Genomic DNA, 18,743 nt, shown 5'->3' on the forward strand with positions numbered 1-18,743 from the left:
TCCGCTGAATTGTACGACCTTTGAGTGCAACCGACTGAATGAAACGTTAAAATCGGCGGTAAAGTTGCCGAGGGCGTTCAGATTTTTATCCGGATGAGACAATTACCGATGGTGGCGGGGGATGAACAGCACCGCCAGGATGGCGGCGGCGACGGCGGACAGCACGAGATAGCCGGTGGCGATCGAGGTCGCCTCCATCAGCGGGCCGAGCAGAAGCGGCGAGACGAACTGGCCGGAAAACATGCAGGTGCTGAAGACGGCCATGGCGCGGCCGAGAAGCGGCCCCTTCACATGCTCGTCGATCAGCACCGAGGTGGTCGAGAAGGCGAGGGCGTTGCCGATGCCGAGCATGGCGCAGCCGGCGGCGAGAACGGGCAGGCTTTCCGACAGGCCGAGGATCAGGAACGACAGGCCCCAGGCGACGGCGCTCAGCCGCAGCAGGGCAAGGTACGAGAAGCGCCTGCCGAGCCAGCCGAACCCGCCGCCGACGATGCTGGAGGTCGCCGCCATCAGGGCCATGTAGACCGAGACCAGCACGGGGGTGGTGAGGTTGAGCTGGCCGAGGCGCAGCGGCAGGAAGACCGCCAGCGCGTAAAGCATGATGGCCTGGATCAGCACCAGCAGGTAGACGCCGACAAGGGCCGGCCGCAGCAGCGAGGCGAGGCCGTCGTCCGCCTGCCGCCCGCGCGCCTCGTCGACGGCGTCGGGAATGGCGACCAGCGCGGCCAGCCCCAGCGGCAGGCCCACGACGTAGAGCCCGAAGGTGGCGTGCCAGGAGAAAGCGGTGGCCAGGGCGCCGCCGACGACGGGAAAGAGCACGCCGCCGAAGCTGGTCGCCGTGGTGCGCCAGCCCAGGACGCGGTCGCGGATCGCCCCCCGATAGAGCGACAGCAGGGCCACCGTGGTGCCGGTGAAGACGAAGGCCGCCCCGACGCCGAACGCCAGCCGGCTGGCGATGAGCGGCGCGTAGCTGTCGGTGATGATGCCGGCGCTGCCGGCGATGCCGTAGAGCAGCAATCCGCCGGCCAGCGGCAGGCGGATGCCCCAGCGGTCGATCATCCAGCCGGCCAGCGGGCTGACGAGGGCAATGACCAGCCCGTGGGCGGTGAGGATGAGGCCGGCCGCCGTGCCGTCGACCCCAAGGTCGCCGCGCATGACGTCCATGACCGGCGTGATGGCCGACCCCGCCATCACGGCCAGCGTCGAGGCGAGCAGCAGCAGCGCCAGGGCTGCGCGATGGGGCAGGCCGGTGGATGGGGCGGTCTGCTCCGGGGCGGGGCGGTCGGGCATGGCTCTCTCCTTCGAAATGGCGTTGGGGAGAGAAATCAGACAATAAATGTAATTTGTCAATCAGTGACATTTTCTAGCGAGGCGCGTTTGCGCTTCGGCTGCGATATGCTAACCATGGGGCATGGAACCTGGCGCAAATGCTCCGGCCGGTGGGCGTCCACCGCTCCGCGAGCGCAAGAAACGTCTCACCCGGCGGGCGCTCGTCGACGCGGCCCTGGCGCTGTTCGCGGAGAAGGGCTTCGCCGCGACGACGCTCGACGAGCTGGTCGACCGCGTCGACGTGTCGAAGAAGACCTTCTTCCGCTACTTCCCTTCCAAGGAGGATGTCGCCATCGCCTCCGAGGGCGAGTTCTGGGAGGCTTTTCTCGAAAGGGTTCGCGGCAGCGACGTGGAGGGGAACCTGCTCGCCTTCCTGAGGCAGGCGCTTCTGGCGACGCTCCGGGCGATGGAGCCGGACTGGGACAGCCGCTTTCTTGAGACGCGGCGGATCGTCGCCCATGCCGGCGGCTCCCTCCTCTACGACCACTCGGACCTTGCCTCGCTCCGGGCGCAGCGGCAGCTGATCGACATGCTCGGCGACAAGATCGGCATCGACGGCCGCGACGACGTCCGGCTGCGCCTGCTCGGGGAGCTCGTGCTCGGCGCCTGGCGCTGCGGCGCCAGCAACTGGGTGGCCGGCCGTGGCGCCGGCGCGGAGGGCATCCGCGGCCACGGCGGCCGGGCGCTGCTGGCGCGCCGCGTCGAGGAAGCATTCGACGCCATTCCCGCGAGCCTCGCCCTTGCCGCCGATTGATATGAAACGGGGAGATGGGTTGCGTTTCCGGCGTGGTTCCGGCGTTCGGGAGGGGGGAGCTATCATGCGCCCTCGTTCATGGAGCGTGATATCGGCCGATCAGCTCCACCTTCCTGAGGTCCTGCGCCTTCGCGCAGGATGACAAATTTATATATATGACAAACAGTTAGATGATTGCGTGTCGGTTGTCCGCTGTCGCCGTGCTGCGGGATTAGGCTCCCCTTCCCATCACGCTGTCCTCCTCTGCGAAGGCAGAGGATCTCAGGCAAAAAGAGGCGAGGGGGGAGCTATCATGCGCCCTTCGTTCATGGAGCGTGATATCGGCCGATCAGCTCCACCTTCCTGAGGTCCTGCGCCTAAAGCGCAGGATGACGGTTAATATATATAAAACAATGAGATAGGTGTTCCGCTAGCGCTTGGCGCGTTTCGCCCTCCATCCATGGCATGTGGTGTGGTGGATGAGCTGCGTAACCGGGTTATCCCGCTGTATTCTCTATATAAAACGTCATCCTGCGCTTTAGGCGCAGGACCTCGGGCAGGATGAGGCGAGGGGTTGATATCGGGCGCCTTGTTCATGGAGCGTGATATGGGCGGAGGAAATTTCTCGTCCTGAGGTCCTGCGCCTCACGCGCAGGATGACAAATTTATATATATGACAAACGGTTAGCTGATCGCGTGTCGGTTGTCCGCTGTCGCCGTACTGCGGGATTAGGCTCCCCTTCCCATCACGCTGTCCTCCTCTGCGAAGGCAGAGGATCTCAGGCAAAAAGAGGCGAGGGGGGCTATCATGCGCCCTTCGTTCATGGAGCGTGATATGGGCCGTTCAGCTCCACCTTCCTGAGGTCCTGCGCCTAAAGCGCAGGATGACGGTTAATATATATAAAACAATGAGATAGGTGTTCCGCTAGCGCTTGGCGCGTTTCGCCCTCCATCCATGGCATGTGGTGTGGTGGATGAGCTGCGTAACCGGGTTATCCCGCTGTATTCTCTATATAAAACGTCATCCTGCGCTTTAGGCGCAGGACCTCGGGCAGGATGAGGCGAGGGGTTGATATCGGGCGCCTTGTTCATGGAGCGTGATATGGGCGGAGGAAATTTCTCGTCCTGAGGTCCTGCGCCTCACGCGCAGGATGACAAATTTATATATATGACAAACGGTTAGCTGATCGCGTGTCGGTTGTCCGCTGTCGCCGTGCTGCGGGATTAGGCTCCCCTTCCCATCACGCTGTCCTCCTCTGCGAAGGCCTCTTGCATTCGCACACGGATGCAAGGTGGATCTCGGGCCGGAAGGGGTGCGAGGGATATATCGGGCGGCGGTTTCCATTGCGCTCTTCCCCTTTCTCGATCGTGGGTTGCCGGCTCCTTAGCCTTTGGTTTGCTGGGAAAATGCCGGTTTGGCGGGCGATTTGATTGTTTTTGTTAACTGGGGGGCAAGGCAAAGGGGGGATGGTGCTACGCAAAGAGAAACAGTGAGGTAACCATGCGTTGGGGCGGGGCGATCGGCGCTATGGCGCTTCTGGGTGGCGTGGCGCTGGCTTTGCCGGCCCTGGCCGAGGACTGGCAGGTTGCCAGCGCGGCCGGCAAGGCCTTCCGGCTTGAGGGCACCTCGTGGGTGCAGGTCAAGCCGGCCGAGACCATTGCCGTGGGCGGCACGGTGAAGACGCTCGGCTCGGGTACGCTGACGCTGACGCGCAAGGGCGTGACGGTGACCATTTCGCCCAACAGCCGGGTGCAGGTTGCCGAGCGCATGAACGGCACGTTCACCGACGTGATCCAGACCGCCGGCAGCACGGCGGTGGAGGTCGACCCCAAGCGGCGCATCCGCCTGGCCGTGGCGACGCCCTACATGGCGGCGGTGGTGAAGGGCACGGTGTTCACCGTGTCCACCTTCCAGGGATACTCGGAAACCACCGTGCAGCGCGGCCGCGTGGCGGTGATCGACACCCGCAACCGGCTGGAAGCCGAGGTGACGGCCGGGCAGGTGGCCACGGCCGGCCCGGAGACGCCGCTGCAGCTCTCCGGCGCGGGCACGCTGGACACGCCGGAGCCCTTCAAGGGCAAGGTGGTGACGCGGGCGGCCGACGGCACGCTGACCGAATCCGTCAACGGGGCCGGCAAGACGGTGACCAGCCGGGCCGGCGGCAACGCCAATGGCGCCGGCAAATCGGAGAACAGCAAGGCCGGCGGCAACGCGGGCGGCAACGGCAACGGCAACTCGGGCAACAGCAACTCGAGCAACAGCAACTCGGGCGGCAACGGCAACTCCAGCAGCCATTCCAGCGGCAACTCCGGCAGCAACAATGCCGGCGGCAATTCGAACGGCGCGGGCAACTCCGGCAACAGCAACGCGGGTGGTAAATCGAAGTGACGGTGAGCCGGATCGACACGGCGATTGCCTGGGGGGCGGCGCGGCTCGGCGCCGTTCCGCTGGCGCGCATCGCCGAGGTGACGATCCGGGCGGCGCTGGTGGCGGCGGTGCTGGCCGTGGCCGGCCTGATGGGCTGGCTTGGCCGGCTCGACGACCGGTTGACCGACCTGCGCTTCGGCTTCGGCACGCGCGCGCCCAGCCAGTCGCTGGTGATGGTGGACATCGACGCCAAGAGCCTCGACGCCATCGGCGTGTGGCCGTGGGACCGGACGATCCACGCCCGCCTCGTCGAGCGGCTGCAAGACCTGGGCGCCCGGCAGATCGCCTTCGACATCGACTTCAGCGCCCGCTCCAACCCCGCCTCCGACGCCGCCTTCGCCAAGGCGATCGGCGGGGCGGAGGTGCCGGTGTTCCTGGCCGCCTTCCGCCAGAACAAGGCGTCGGGCGATCCCGAAACCGTGCTGAACCGGCCGATCGACCTGTTGGCCGCCGAAGGCTGGCCGGCGCTGGTCAACGTGCCGGTGGACGCGGACGGCCGGGTTCGGCGCTTTCCGGCGGACATGACGATTGACGGCGAGCGGCTCGACGCCCTGCCGGCGCTGATCGCCGGGGCGCCGCAGGGGACGGGCCCGATCGCCATCGACTATTCCATCGATCTTCACGCTCTGCCGCACGTGTCGGCGTCCGACGTGCTCGACGGCAGCGTGACGGCCGGGGCGATCGCCGGCAAGACGGCGCTGGTGGGCGCGCGGGCGCTGGAGCTGCACGACTTCCTGCTGGTGCCGCGCTGGGGCATGGTGGCCGGCGCCGACGTGGTGGCCATGGCCTCGGAAACGCTGATCCAGGGGCGCAACCTCAGCCGCCTGCCGGCGCTGCCCTTCGCCCTGCCGCTGATGGCGCTGGCCCTCGGCCTGTCGCTGCTGCCGGCTCGGCGGGCGCTGGCGGCGCTGTTCGCCCTTGCCATTCTGACCGAGGCGGCGGCCGTGGCGCTGCAGGTGCTGGACGCGACGGTGCTGGAAACGGCGATGCCGCTCATGGCGGCGGGCGGGCTGATGGCGCTGGTTCTCTTCCGCGAGTATGGCCTGCGCTGCGCCATGCTGACCGTGGCGCGGCGCGAGACCGTCAACACCCGCCGCTTCCTGGAGCGGGTGATCGACGACGGCTTCGACGGCATCATCCTGATCGACGAGCGCGACGGTCTCACGCGCATCAACGGCGAGGCGGTGCGCCTTCTGGGCCTGGGCGAAGCGAGCCCCAGGACGGTGGCGGACCTGCCGGCGCCGCTGCCGGCCGTGGTGGCGGCGGTGCGCCGGGCCGACGGCAGCCGGGCCAGCGCGACCGACATCGTGGAGGTCGAGCGGCGGGTGCTGGAGTATTCCGTCGTGGCCTTTCCGCTGGAGGGTGGCGCCTTCCGGCAGGGCGTCAACCGCATGTGCGTGTCGGTGGCGCTGCGCGACGTGACGGCGCGCCAGCGGGCGGCCGACCGGCTGCGGCACATGGCCCTGCACGACGAGCTGACCGGCCTTGCCAACCGCGCCGGCCTCGCCGAAGCCGCCTCCGGGGCGGGCGGGGCGCTGATCTATTTCGACCTCGACCAGTTCAAGATCGTCAACGACAGCCTGGGCCACAAGACCGGCGACCAGCTGCTGGTGGAGGTGGCGCGGCGGGCGGCGGCGCGGGTGGGTGGCTCTGGCACGCTGGCGCGCATGGGCGGCGACGAGTTCGCCGTCTACTGCCCCGAGGGGCTGGACGCGGCCGGCGAACTGGCCGCCGCGTTGCTGGCCGATTTTGCGACGCCGTTCACCGTCGGCGGCCACCGGGTGACCGTGGGCGCCAGCTTCGGCGTGGCCGGCGCCGAGTGGGACTGCCACGACCTCAACGTGCTGATGCGCCGGGCCGACCTGGCGCTCAACGTCGCGCAGAAGCAGGGCCGCCGCCGCATCGCCCATTTCGAGGCGGCGATGGAGGCGAAGCTGATGCGCCGGCTGATGCTGGAGAGCGAGCTGGCCGCCGCGCTCGACCGGGGCGAGATCCACGTGGCCTACCAGCCGCAATTCGACCTTGCCACCGGCGAGGTGGTGAGCGCCGAGGCCCTGATGCGCTGGCGCCACCCGAGTCTGGGCAACGTGCCGCCCAACGTGTTCATTCCCATCGCCGAGGAAACCGGCCTCATCCACCAGCTGACCGGCTGGATGATGAAGCGCGCGGCTCTCGACGCCGTGGCCTGGGCGCGGCCCATTCCGGTGGCGGTGAACGTGTCGGTGCTCGACCTCAAGTCGGGCGACGTGCCGGCCATGGCGGTGGCCGCGCTGGAGTATTCCGGCCTGCCGGCCAGCCGCTTCGAGCTGGAGGTGACCGAATCCGCCTTCGTCGGCGCCGACCCCACGGTGAGCGACGCCTTCGACCGGCTGCGCGCCCGCGGCATCGCGCTGGCGCTCGACGACTACGGCACCGGCTACGCGTCGCTGGGCTACCTGCACCGCTTCCCCTTCACCGTGCTGAAGATCGACAAGAGCTTCGTCGACGGCGTGCCCGCCGACCCCGACGCCATGGTCATCCTGCAATCGGTCGTGGTGCTGGCCCGCGGCCTCGGCCTGAAAACGGTGGCCGAGGGCGTGGAACTGCCCGAACAGCGCGACGCCCTGGAGGCGCTGGGCTGCGACATCGGCCAGGGCTACCTGTTCTCCGCCCCCGTGAGCAACTCGGTGCTGGCGAAGATGCTGGCGAAAGAGCGCGCGGCGGTGGGGTAGGGGATGGGTGAGACCGGCATGGTTCGCAAGGTCCGATGGATGACCAGCCGTCATTTCAGGTCGCTTGCGGATCCGATCGCGCCATGCAAGCCTTCCGACCCCGAATGAATCGAGCTTAGGCGCGATGATGTATAGAGCAATGATCTATGCGGTTATGGTGGCCGCTTCGATAGCCATCGTTTGCGCCTCCTTCCCATACCTCTATATATCATGGATCGTTCTGTCTGTTTTGGGGTATGCCTTTATTCGCGATGGCGAGAATGGTGCGCTTGTATTTCTGGGTGTCATCCATGCCGTCATTTATGGCGCGCTCTATCTCGTCTTGTTGGCGTTCCTTCCATACTCCGAATACATGGTCTCCGTGTCATCGCTGCTGTGTGATGTCTCTCTCTTGAAGCCGAGTGCATGCGAGGTTCCCACGTCACTCACGCTATACGCCTTCACATGGTCGGCCTTGTTCCTGTGCGCACTTCCCATGGCTCCCATTTCGATCTCGACAATGATTGTCGGTGCCTGTGAGGGAAAGAATGCCAAGGCGGCATCCATAGCAATGGCGTTGATTGGCTTCTCCATCTGTTGCTTGTTTGAACTATATGTCATGAGACATGGCGGGGATGGCAGTGATCGGTACAAGTCTTTGTATGCCAACTCCCGGATTTTGGCCCGCGACTACGGTATCGTTCCATTCATATCCGTCGTTATCGGTGCAGGTTATTGGGCGATGGCAAAGCTGAGGATCTTTTTGCCTCGCGCTTGAGTGGGTGCCGAGCGCATTCATGGAGCCCGATATCGGCCGATGCACCTTCTCGTCCTGAGGTCCACCTTGCATTCGCCCGCGAGTGCTAGCGCCTTCGCCAGGATGACGGGAGATTGATATATAAAACAAATGGATACGGCGTTTCGCGCGGGTGCGGGGGGCGCCTTCCATCGGGGAATACGGTGCGGTTGGGGAGCTCGCAGGCGGCTTATCCCACTGTTCCCTCTATATAAATTGTCATCCTTGCGCAGGCCGCTTGCATTCGCACGCGAATGCAAGGTGGACCTCGGGCAGGAAAGGGCGAGGGGGAACTATAGGGCACCCTTGCTTCACGGAGCCCGATATCGGCCGGGGAGCTCTACCTTCCTGAGGTCCTCGCTTTCGCAAGGATGACAGTTGATTGATATAAAAGGGATTTCTGCGCCTCGCCTTCCATCTCGCGCTGCGAAGCGAAGCTCCCGCCCCATCAGACCGTCATCCTGGCGAAAGCGAGGATCTCAGGCAGAAAGAGGCGAAAGGGAACTATAGGGCTCCCCTTGCTTCATGGAGCTTGATATCGGCCGATTCACCTTCTCGTCCTGAGGTCCCCGCCTTCGCGGGGATGACAGGAAATTGATATATGAAACAATTGGATACGGCGTTTCGCGCGGGTGCGGGAGGTTGCGCTCTCCATCAAGGAATGCTCTGCTCTCGGAGAGCCCGCAAGCGGCTTATCCCACTGTTCCTACTATATAAATTGTCATCCTTGCGCAGGCGAGGACCTCAGGCCGAAAGAGGCGAGAGGGAACTATAGGGCGCCCCTATCGGTCTCCCCTGTCCCACAGCCCCCTGTATCAGTGTCTCACCCCCATCTTGCCTCCGCTCGCGCCTTGGCGTATTTCCTTCCCATCGCGAAAAGCGATCGCTTCCCTTGATCCGCCCGTTGGCGGAGTAAACAGGTGGACGACTTCCCGTCCAGGCGATCAGGCACAAGCGCTCCGTTTCTTCCGAAGCGGATCGACCAGCGATTTTCCAACATAACCGCCTGACCCGATCAGGCTTCATCCGTTCGCCATGCGCATCCTTGCGTCTGGCGCCTTGTGCTTGGGCTGCCGCCACCAGCGGCATCGCCATGGATCATCCGCCATGAACAAACCTCTCATCGTCATCTACGCGGCCATCGTGCTCGACGCCGTCGGCATCGGCCTCATCTTCCCCATCTTGCCGGCCCTCCTCACTGAGGTGACCCACGCCGGCAACGTCGCCCCTTACATCGGCATCATGACCGCGCTCTACGCGGCGGTGCAGTTCGTCTTCGCGCCGGTGCTGGGCGCGCTTTCCGACCGGATCGGCCGGCGGCCGGTGCTGCTGATCTCGCTTCTGGGCGCTGCCATCAACTACCTGCTGCTCGCCGTCGCGGGCAGCCTTTGGCTGCTGCTCATCGGACGGGCGATCGCCGGGCTGACCTCGGCCAACGTGTCGGTGGCCACCGCCTACATCACCGACATCACCGAGGAGGACCAGCGCGCCCGCCGCTTCGGCCTGATGAACGCCATGTTCGGCATCGGCTTCATCGTCGGGCCGGTGCTGGGCGGCACGCTGGGCGACCACTGGCTCCGCCTGCCGTTCATCGCCGCCGCCGTGCTGAACGGGATCAACCTCATGATTGCGCTGTTCATCCTGCCGGAATCCCGCGAACCCTCGCACCAGAGGCTCGACCTCGCCGCGCTCAACCCGCTGAAGCCGCTGGCCTGGGTGTTCCAGGTGAAATCCCTGTGGCCGCTGATCGTCATCTTCTTCCTGCTGTCGGCCACCGGCGAGGCCTATGGCACATCCTGGGCGCTGTGGGGGCGCGACGCCTTCGGCTGGAGCGGCATGATGATCGGCCTGTCGCTTGGCGCCTTCGGCGTCTGCCAGACGCTGGCGCAAGCCGTCCTGCCTGGGCCAGCGGCAAAGCTGCTCGGCGAGCGCGCCGCCATCCTCACCGGCCTCACGGGCACGTGCCTCGCGCTGATCGCCATGGCCTTCGCCACCCAAGGCTGGATCGTCTTCGTCCTCATGCCGCTGTTCGCCCTCGGCGGCATCGGCGTGCCCACCCTGCAAGCCATGGCAACGCGCGAAGTGAGCGAAAGCCAGCAAGGCCAGTTCCAGGGGGTATTGGCGTCCGCGCTGAGCCTGGCATCCATCGCCGCCCCGCTGGGGTTTTCGAGCTTCTACGCCGTGGTGCGGGGGACGTGGCCGGGCGCTGTGTGGCTGAGCGTGGTGGCGGTGTATGCGGTGGCGGCGGTGATGGTGGGGCGGAGGTGATTGAATACGCGTTAATACCCAGGAACATTGTGCGAACTATCGGCCCGGGTTATGATCATTACGATGACGATTTGATTCTGAGTGGTAATCCACAGATCAAACCGTCGCCGCGGTTGCCAGGACCGGAGTTTGCGTGAATTCGTGTCGTTGGCGGGAGAGAACGATGCGCTGTGTAGAGCTTTTCACCGGATGCGGTGGTCTGGCGATGGGCCTGTCCAGGGCTGGGTTCCAGCCTCAGCGAATGATCGAGTGGGATCGTCATGCCGTTGGCAACGTGGCTCATAACAAGGGGCGCGGCGTCGATTTCGTCGAGCATTGGCCAATCGAGCAGCGTGACGTTAGGGAAATCGACTGGACCCAGTACAATGGTCTCGCTCTTGTGGCGGGCGGTCCGCCGTGTCAGCCGTTTTCCATCGGTGGGAAACATCGCGGCCACGACGATCACCGCGACATGTGGCCCGAGGCAGTGCGCGCGGTTCGCGAGGCGAAGCCGCGGGGCTTTGTGTTCGAGAATGTTCGTGGGCTAGCCCGAGCGGCGTTCTCCGATTATCTCGAATGGATTCTTCTATCGCTGTCGATGCCCCACGTCGTGCGTCTCGATGGAGAGGGCAGCCAAGAACACTTGGAACGGCTCAGGGCTCTGAAGCGGACTGCGACCTATCGGGTTCGTTTTCAGCAGGTCAACGCCGCCGATTTTGGCGCGGCCCAGAAGAGGTTCCGTGTCCTGGTGCTTGGTGTTCACAAGAATATCGAGCTTGAACCGCCGGTTCTCATTCCCACCCACTCTCGCGAAGCTTTGCTTTGGGATCAGTGGGTGAGTGGCGACTATTGGCGCCGTCATGGCGTCAGGCGTCCTGCCTCCGGACCAATGACGACCGACGTTGGAACACTGCATCGTCTTGAGCGAGCTGGCGTCAAGCCGGGCGAGTTGCCATGGAGAACGATACGCGACGCCATCGCCGGACTTGGAGAGCCTGGGACGCCCGGTATTTTGAACCACGATCCGCAGCCCGGCGCGCGTTCCTATCCTGGGCATACCGGTAGCCCGCTCGACTATCCAAGCAAGGCTTTGAAGGCCGGTGTTCACGGTGTACCGGGTGGCGAAAACACCCTCTCGTTGCCCGACGGTAGAATCAGATACTATACGGTGAGAGAAGCAGCGCGCTTGCAAGGCCTGCCCGACGATTACGAGTTCGTCGGGTCTTGGTCGGAGAACATGCGCCAGTTGGGCAATGCCGTCCCCGTGCAGTTGGCCGAGGCCGTTGCGAAAGCGATGAGGGCGGTCGTCGGGGTTATTTAGGATGGTAAAGCGGCCGCATCGATACCAAGAACTGATCGGTCTGATGCGTGACGCCGCCAACGAACTCGGCTCCCTCGGACCGTCTCTCACGACAGTCATGAGCACCAGGGTCCGCCGAGAGTTTTTCGCTCTTCTCGAAGACATGGAGAAGTTCGCTGCGACCCTTGACCCTATTCTTGAGCCAAAGGTTTGGTTTGATCCCGCGGATCAGCGCACCGCCGGAAATTTGGTCGCAGCGGCCCTGATCTCGCAGCAGCGGGTCCCCCTGGATCTTGTTCAGAGAAGCTATGGCGCCGGTGTGTACGCGATTTATTACGTGGGGACTCATCCACTCTACGCGCCCATCTCCGGAAGCGAAACGCCAATCTATGTTGGAAAGGCCGATCCCCAAACTACGATGGCCAAGCGCCCGAGGGATCAGGGTGAAAAGCTCTACGGACGGTTGTCAGATCATCGGAAGATGATCAGGACTGTTTCCGCCTACGCCCTCGATCATAATCTCCCCAATCCGCTCAGAATCGAAGATTTTGAGTGCCGCCGATTGGTGACCGCGTCGAACGCCCAGATGTTCGCCGAAGCGCATTTGATCACGATGTTCAAGCCGGTTTGGAACGCGGAAACCAAGATATGCTGGGGCATATCCAAGCACGGCGATACAGACGGCCGAAACAATGCCCGCAGTCCGTGGGACGTGATTCATCCTGGCCGGAAGTGGGCTATGCTTGACAAGCTTGAGGACTCACGACCGGCCGAGAAAATCCTTAGAGACGTCGCCACGCATTTCCAGGAAAATCCGCCTTTCGACAACCGTGATACGCTCATCAAGGCTTTCATGGATTCGTTTTCGCAGGATCCGATGATCGCTGCGAACGCGGTAGAGGACGACGAGAAAGGCGAGGAAGGAACGCCTTCGTCGCCGTGACCGACCCCGACCGAAGCCGGCAAATGTCTCTTGTCCGCTCGAAGGGCACCAAGCCAGAAATGGCCGTCAGGCGACTTTTGCATGCTATGGGGTTTCGTTTCCGGTTGCACCGCCGCGATCTGCCGGGCTGTCCGGACATCGTTCTTCCCAGACACAACACGGTCGTCTTCGTGCACGGCTGTTTCTGGCACCAACATGGCGATCCAGCCTGCTGGCGATCTCGCATGCCGAAAACACGCCAAGATTTTTGGGTTCCGAAATTGGAGCGAAATGTCGCGCGGGATCAGGAGGTGGGCGCCGCGCTAGCGGCCTTGGGCTGGAGCATTGTCGTGGTGTGGGAGTGCGAGACGACGCCAGGCAAAAAAGTCGACCTTGAAGCGAGGCTGCGGGCTGCCATCGGCGGTTCTGGGTAAGGGTGGCGTAGCCGCTCCGCCGAGACTTTAGGAAGGTCCAGCAGGTTTGCCCCGAAGCAAAAAAGCCCGCCGAGGCGAGCTTTCCTTTGACGATGAGGGTGGTGCTACCCCGCGACCTCACACGCCTTTAGATCATCATTAGCGCACTCCCACGTATATCTCAACGGGCCGGCTTTGTTGCTGAACGGTGTTCCCTGGCACCCTCCCGCTTTTCCGTTCGTTGCGTCCACCGCCTTTCCTCAAAGCGATAGATATGGTGTCGCGGCGAGGGCGGTCTCTCGCTTCTTTCTTCTCGTTGAGACTCCACGTGTTTTGATGTGTGTCCGCGTTGTTGCCCGTTCCGTCCCGTCTCAATCCCTCTCTCTTCTTGATTATGGAATCTGAGTCATTTTATTGCGCTCTCTCGCAATGAATCTCCGTCCCAACAGCCCCTTTCTTATATTCGCGTGAAGGGGGAGACGGCGGAGACGGGATGCGGGGGAGCGTGATGACGGCTTGATGGTCGGTCTTTGCTGCCACAACTCCGCCACGGCGATTAACGCCTTGGCTGGCCGGCGTCTGCGGAGCGGTGGAGAGCCCGGAAAACCCGCCCCTTCCCCCTCCCTTCCGGCGTTAACATTTCGCCGGCATCCTTTCCCTTGCCCCACGACGCGCCTGTCGGCTCCACATAGGGAGAGCCGGCATGGCAGATGACATGATGAACAGGCGCGCCTCCGGGCGGGCGGATGAGCGCGAGCGGGACGGCGGTCGGCCGTATTGCAGCGGGCGGGGGATGGAGCATGTGAGCCAGCCCTTGAACCGGGCGCTGGGGCGGATTGCCGCTGCCGGCGGCGTCGACCTCACGCAGGTTCTGCAGGCGCGGGGCGCGGCGCGTCCGGGTTCGGGCGAAGGCGCAAGGCTGGGGGCAGATGGCGAAGCGGCGGATGGCGATCCGGCGCCAGCGGGCACCGGCACTGGGCGCCGGCCGGCGCATCGCTTGCCGGGGTTGGCCTCGGCCGAGGTGCCGCCGCGCTGGAAGGGGCGGCCCGAGACGGTGGCCGACCGCGCCCTCGAGGGCCAGCCCGACACCTGGTTCTCGGCGGCGCAGATGAGCCGCGGCGAGGTGCGGGCGCTGTTCGATTATCGCGACGACGGCCGGCTCTACTGGCGTGAGCTGACCGGGCGGCGGCGGCCGGAGGCGGGCGGCGAGTTCTATCGCAAGAAGCTGGACGCCGGCCCGATCTGGACCATCCAGCTCGGCAGCCGGGCGACTGTCACGCGCTACATGCGCCGCTACCTCGTGTGGAACTGGCACTTCGGCGGCACCGACCGGGTGCTGTTGCCGATCAACGGCGACACGCTGGACGACCGCATCGAGAACATCCGCCTGGGGGCGCCGATTGGTGGGTTCGTTGCGGCTGAAGCTGTGGCCGAGGCGGTTGCGGTGCCGCAGGCGGAAACGGGCGTTGCCTGCCCGTGCTGCGGCGGGCTGGCGCCGGTGCTGTCGCCCAACCTGATCGCCCGCGCCTACGAGCTGCCGCCGCAGCAGGAGGCGATCCTCTCCCGCGTCTGGGCCGGTAAGGGCAAGCCGGTGACCGGCGAGGCGATCATCGGCGAGATGTATGCCGACGATTTCGACGGCGGGCCGGAATACGAGACGGCGCGCAAGTATTTCAAGACGCAGCTGTGTTTGCTCCGAAAGCGCATCGAGGGCTCGGGCGTGCGCATCGAGGCGGCCGGCTATCAGCGCGGCTACAAGCTGGTGCTGGGTGTGGAGGGAGGCAAACCGGAGGCGGGTAGGGTGGCCGGCGACAGAGACGAGGAGTGATCCGTGCCGCGCAAGGGGAAAGTGGATGCCGGCTGGCTGCTGGCGCGCCTGGTGGACGAGGCGACGGCGGATATCGCCGACCTCTACGACGCCGAGGGCCGGCTGAAGCCAGTGGCCGAGTGGCCGGAGGTATGGCGGCAGGGGCTGGTGCAGGGCGTGGAGATCGAAGAGCGCTTCGAGGGGCGCGGCAACGCCAGGGAGCAGGTGGGGTTCGTGAAGAAGATAAGGCTGAGCGATCGGCTGAAACGGCTGGAGCTGATCGGCAAGCACATCGGGGTGAAGGCGTTCGAGGAGACGGTGCGGGTGAAGGGGCTGGAGGGTTTGGGGGAGAGGTTGATGCGGGCGCGGAAGCGGTTGGCGGAGGAGGGAGATGGGTAGGTTCGTGGAGCGTGATATTGGCCGGGAGCTTTGTCCTGCCCGAGGTACACCCTTGAATTCGCGCGCGAATTCAAGGAGGCTGCGCAAGGATGACAGCATTATATATAGGTTTTACAGTCGGTTAGGTGGGCGCACTACGCCGTCGGGCTGTGATGCTGCGGCGCTGCTGCACCGTTCCGCTTCGAGTTTGCACTCCGCGCATTCCAGCTATCTCCCGCTCCTATCAATCTGTCATCCTTGCGAAGGCGAGGACCTCAGGAAGGTAGAGCGAGAGGCGGATATCAGTCTCCCCCGGTTCATGGAGCGTGATATCGGCCGCTTGGTTCCTTCTGCCCGAGGTCCTCGCTTTCGCAAGGATGACAGTGTTATATTTAGGTTTTACAATCGGTTAGGTGGGTTCCCTTCGCTATCGCGCCGTGATTTGGCGACGCTTATTGCGCATGCCATCTCAAACCGGCACTCCGAGCATTCCAGCTATCTCCCGCTCCTATCACGCTGTCATCCTTGCGAAGGCGGTCTTGCATTCGCGAGCGAATGCAAGGTGGATCTCAGGACGGTAGAGCGAGGGGGTGATATCGGGCTGCGTCGGTTCTTGGAGCCCTATATCGGCGGCGCGTTTCATTCTGCCCGAGGTCCTCGCCTGCGCAAGGATGACAGTTTTGATATATGCGGCAATCGGTTAGGTGGTCGTGTCACAACTGCGCGCGGGCTTCGGAGGGCTTCTCGATGACCGCCCGTCCCGATCCCAACGAGGACCTCATTCGGCTTGCCGCCGAGTGTCGGCATGACCCTGATCGCTGGTCGATTGCCGCCTACGACTGGGGCGAGGGCGATCTGGCCGCGCACACCGGCCCGCGCGCGTGGCAGCGGCAGATCAACCGGGAGATACGCGATCATCTCGCCGATCCCGCCAAGCGCTTCACGCCGCTCAGGATCGCCGTCGCCTCGGGGCACGGCATCGGCAAGTCGGCCGAGATGGGGATGCTCAGCAACTGGGCGATGTCCTGCTGGGCAGATTGCAAGATCGTGGTCACCGCCAACACCCGCTCGCAGATGCAGACCAAGACGGCGCCGGAGGTGGGCCTGTGGTTCCGCCGCTCGGTGACGGCGCACTGGTTCGACACGCAGGCGCAGTCGATCCGCAGCCGCGACAGCAAGCGGGCCGACAGCTGGCGGCTCGATTTCGTCACCTGGTCGGCCGAGAACACCGAGGCCTTCGCCGGGCTGCACAACCAGGGCCGCATCATCCTGCTGCTGTTCGACGAAGCGTCGGCCATCGCCGACAAGGTGTGGGAGGTGGCCGAGGGCGCGCTGACCGACGAGGGGACGGTGATCATCTGGGTGGCCTTCGGCAACCCGACGCGCAACGGCGGCCGCTTCCGCGAATGCTTCCGCCGCTATCGCCACCGCTGGATCACCCGCCACATCGACAGCCGCTCCGTCGAGGGCACCAACAAGGCCTATCTGCAATCGATCGTCGACGATGCCGGCGGCGAGGACAGCGACGTGGCGAAATACCGCGTGCGCGGCCAGTTCCCCAGCCAATCGCCGATGCAGTTCATTGGCGAGGCGGATGTGGAGGCGGCGCGGGCGCGGCACCTTCGCCCCGAGCAATATGGTTTCGCGCCCAAGATCATCGGCGTCGACCCGGCCTGGACCGGCGTCGACAAGGTGGAGATCGTGCTGCGGCAGGGGCTGACGGTGAAGAGCCTCTTGAGCCTGCCGAGGAACGACAACGACGTGGAGGTGGCCAACCTGATCGCCCGCTTCGAGGACGAGGAGGGCGCGGACGCCGTGTTCGTCGACGCCGGCTATGGCACCGGCATCGTCAGCGCCGGGCGGACGATGGGGCGGAACTGGCGGCTGGTCTGGTTCGCCGGCAAGCCGATCGACCCCGGCTACCTCAACAAACGGGCGGAGATGTGGGGCCTCGTCAAGCGCTGGCTGAAGGACGGCGGCGCCATCGACCCCGACGATCAGGGCCTCTTCGACGACCTGATCGGCCCGGAAACCGTGCCCCGGCTCGACGGCAAGATCCAGCTGGAAAGCAAGGCCGACATGAAGGCGCGGGGGATTCCGTCACCGAACCGGGCCGACGCGCTGGCGCTGACGTTTGCCGAGCCGGTGGTCAAGCGGGTGGCGGGACAGGGCGGGAGTGTGAGGCGGGGCGTGGAGGAGAGATACGATCCGCACGCGGGGTTGTGACGGCCTCAGGAGGCGCGGCTTTTCCTTTCCAGCGCCTCGCTCATGCGGGCGCGCCAGTTGGCGCCGCCGATGGCCTTGAAATGGGCAACCGTCTCCGGCGACAGGCGCAGGGTGACGGCCTCCTTGGCCTTGTCGGTCTTCGGCCGGCCGCGTCCGCGTTTGATGGCTTCGGCCAGATCGGGCAGCGCCACAGCGAGAGGAACGGCCTTCGCCAGTTCCTCGGATGTCAGTGGCCGCTCGATCTCAGGATCCGGGCCGATCAGCTCGCCGGTCGCCGTTTCCACCCACCAACCGTCATCGTCCTGATGGGCGCCGCCGGCGGCGATCAGCGCTTTCATCTCGCGGTCGTAGACCTGCCAGCGACGCGTCATCTCCGCGTCGTCCTCAGGGCTGTCGCCGAGATCCCTGGTGATGAAGCTCGGCCATTTCTTGTCAGTCATGGATCAGGCTGCCCTGGTTCTTGGAGCGTGATATCGGCCGGGAGTTCATTCTGCCCGAGATCCTCGCCTGCGCAAGGATGACAGATTTATATAAATGAAAACAGCTGGATAGCGCAACGCATCTCGCTCTGGCTCCCGCTTATATCACGCCGTCATCCTTGCGCAGGCGAGGACCTCAGGAAGGTGGAGCGAGGGGGACATATCAGGCTGCCTTTGTTCGGTAAGCCCGATATTGGCAATTCGCCGGTCACGCCGCCCCTGTTCCCTCCGGCGGCCTGTCGAGATCGATGTTCTCTGCCCGGGCGTAACAGACGCAGACCACCACGTTGACGTAGGTGAGCAGGGCGAGGCCGACGAGGGCGATCAGGTAGCCGGCGGCGAGGCCGATGGGGGCGAGGGCGCCGCCCTGCGTCATCAGCATCGGCGGCCACCCGAAGGCGGCGAGGTGGGCGAGGACGATGAGACACCAGACGACAAAGGCGGCGGCCAGCGCCAGCACCAGACGCCAGTAGACGGTGTGCAGCGACATGACGCCGCGCAGCAGCGCCCGGTGCAGGCCGGCGCCCTTGCCGGCGATGCCTGCGGGAATCCAGCTGCCCAGGAGGGTGACGATCAGCGGCAGGGTGAGCACCAGCAGGCCGGCGACGATCAGCAGTTCGGCCAGCGACGGATACATGCCGAAGACCATCAGCGCCGTGGTGCGGTAGGTGGCGTAGAGCATGACCGAAGTGAGGAGAACGGCGATCAGCACCACCTTGAAGCCGGCGGCCATCGAGCCGGGCGCGGTGAAGCCGGCGGCGCTGCTGAGCGGCATGCCGCGCAGCACCAGAAACGGCAGGCCGGTGGAAAGATAGAGGCAGGCGACGATCTCGCCGACGTGCCCCGGCTCGGCGAACAGCTCGAGGCCGATCAGCGCCTCCCAGCCGACGATCAGCAGCGCCAGCAGCAGATAGAGAACATAGTGGTCGCGCATGATGCGCGCCGATCTGACCAGCATGGTTCGCTCCTCGATGATTGGCGCCCTGCCTATCGCA

The 18,743-nt window shown here is 64.7% G+C and carries 14 protein-coding genes; 11 read left to right on the forward strand and 3 right to left on the reverse strand.

Features of this window, described 5'->3' with window-relative positions; genetic code table 11:
- Nucleotides 1-102: 102 nt before the first annotated feature.
- The gene (locus tag M4J40_RS05045) at nucleotides 103-1,290 is read right to left on the reverse strand and encodes an MFS transporter (protein ID WP_251752621.1); all 1,188 of its coding nucleotides are present in this window, start codon (nucleotides 1,288-1,290) and stop codon (nucleotides 103-105) included.
- A gap of 121 nt (nucleotides 1,291-1,411) precedes the next feature.
- On the opposite strand from M4J40_RS05045, the gene M4J40_RS05050 reads away from it, so the two are divergent.
- From M4J40_RS05050 to M4J40_RS05100, 11 genes are all read left to right on the forward strand, one after another.
- Nucleotides 1,412-2,083 carry a TetR/AcrR family transcriptional regulator gene (locus M4J40_RS05050; protein ID WP_251752622.1) on the forward strand — a complete coding sequence of 224 codons (672 nt, stop codon included), beginning with the start codon at nucleotides 1,412-1,414 and terminating at the stop codon, nucleotides 2,081-2,083.
- A gap of 1,480 nt (nucleotides 2,084-3,563) precedes the next feature.
- Nucleotides 3,564-4,451: a FecR domain-containing protein gene (locus M4J40_RS05055; protein WP_251752623.1), complete on the forward strand. Its 888-nt coding sequence runs from the start codon at nucleotides 3,564-3,566 to the stop codon at nucleotides 4,449-4,451.
- Between the two features lie 2 nt (nucleotides 4,452-4,453).
- Nucleotides 4,454-7,201, forward strand: coding sequence for an EAL domain-containing protein (locus M4J40_RS05060; RefSeq protein WP_251752625.1), 2,748 nt, complete (start codon nucleotides 4,454-4,456; stop codon nucleotides 7,199-7,201).
- Between the two features lie 139 nt (nucleotides 7,202-7,340).
- A complete protein-coding gene (locus M4J40_RS05065) occupies nucleotides 7,341-7,958 on the forward strand; it encodes a hypothetical protein (protein WP_251752627.1) in 618 nt (205 codons plus the stop codon).
- A 1,125-nt stretch (nucleotides 7,959-9,083) separates the two neighbouring features.
- Nucleotides 9,084-10,244: a TCR/Tet family MFS transporter gene (locus M4J40_RS05070; RefSeq protein WP_251752628.1), complete on the forward strand. Its 1,161-nt coding sequence runs from the start codon at nucleotides 9,084-9,086 to the stop codon at nucleotides 10,242-10,244.
- Nucleotides 10,245-10,407: 163 nt separating this feature from the next.
- Nucleotides 10,408-11,544: a DNA cytosine methyltransferase gene (locus tag M4J40_RS05075; RefSeq protein ID WP_251752629.1), complete on the forward strand. Its 1,137-nt coding sequence runs from the start codon at nucleotides 10,408-10,410 to the stop codon at nucleotides 11,542-11,544.
- Nucleotides 11,545-11,587: 43 nt separating this feature from the next.
- Nucleotides 11,588-12,466, forward strand: coding sequence for an Eco29kI family restriction endonuclease (locus M4J40_RS05080; protein WP_251752630.1), 879 nt, complete (start codon nucleotides 11,588-11,590; stop codon nucleotides 12,464-12,466).
- On the forward strand, nucleotides 12,463-12,879 hold the full coding sequence (locus M4J40_RS05085) for a very short patch repair endonuclease (protein ID WP_311134071.1): 417 nt from the start codon (nucleotides 12,463-12,465) through the stop codon (nucleotides 12,877-12,879). Before M4J40_RS05080 ends, M4J40_RS05085 begins: the two co-directional genes overlap by 4 nt.
- A 682-nt stretch (nucleotides 12,880-13,561) precedes the next feature.
- Nucleotides 13,562-14,686 carry a hypothetical protein gene (locus M4J40_RS05090; RefSeq protein WP_251752632.1) on the forward strand — a complete coding sequence of 375 codons (1,125 nt, stop codon included), beginning with the start codon at nucleotides 13,562-13,564 and terminating at the stop codon, nucleotides 14,684-14,686.
- Nucleotides 14,687-14,689: 3 nt separating this feature from the next.
- Entirely contained in the window at nucleotides 14,690-15,064 is a 375-nt protein-coding gene (locus M4J40_RS05095) for a terminase small subunit (RefSeq protein ID WP_251752633.1), read from the forward strand.
- A 726-nt stretch (nucleotides 15,065-15,790) separates the two neighbouring features.
- On the forward strand, nucleotides 15,791-17,269 hold the full coding sequence (locus tag M4J40_RS05100; protein WP_251752634.1) for a terminase: 1,479 nt from the start codon (nucleotides 15,791-15,793) through the stop codon (nucleotides 17,267-17,269).
- 5 nt (nucleotides 17,270-17,274) lie between these two features.
- Here M4J40_RS05100 and M4J40_RS05105 read toward each other — a convergent pair whose 3' ends face one another.
- Both M4J40_RS05105 and M4J40_RS05110 read right to left on the reverse strand, forming a co-directional pair.
- Nucleotides 17,275-17,709 carry a BrnA antitoxin family protein gene (locus tag M4J40_RS05105; RefSeq protein WP_251752635.1) on the reverse strand — a complete coding sequence of 145 codons (435 nt, stop codon included), beginning with the start codon at nucleotides 17,707-17,709 and terminating at the stop codon, nucleotides 17,275-17,277.
- 247 nt (nucleotides 17,710-17,956) lie between these two features.
- Nucleotides 17,957-18,706: a hypothetical protein gene (locus M4J40_RS05110; protein ID WP_251752636.1), complete on the reverse strand. Its 750-nt coding sequence runs from the start codon at nucleotides 18,704-18,706 to the stop codon at nucleotides 17,957-17,959.
- Nucleotides 18,707-18,743 lie beyond the last annotated feature (37 nt).

Source organism: Pleomorphomonas sp. JP5 (genome assembly GCF_023721815.1).
Taxonomy (GTDB): domain Bacteria; phylum Pseudomonadota; class Alphaproteobacteria; order Rhizobiales; family Pleomorphomonadaceae; genus Pleomorphomonas.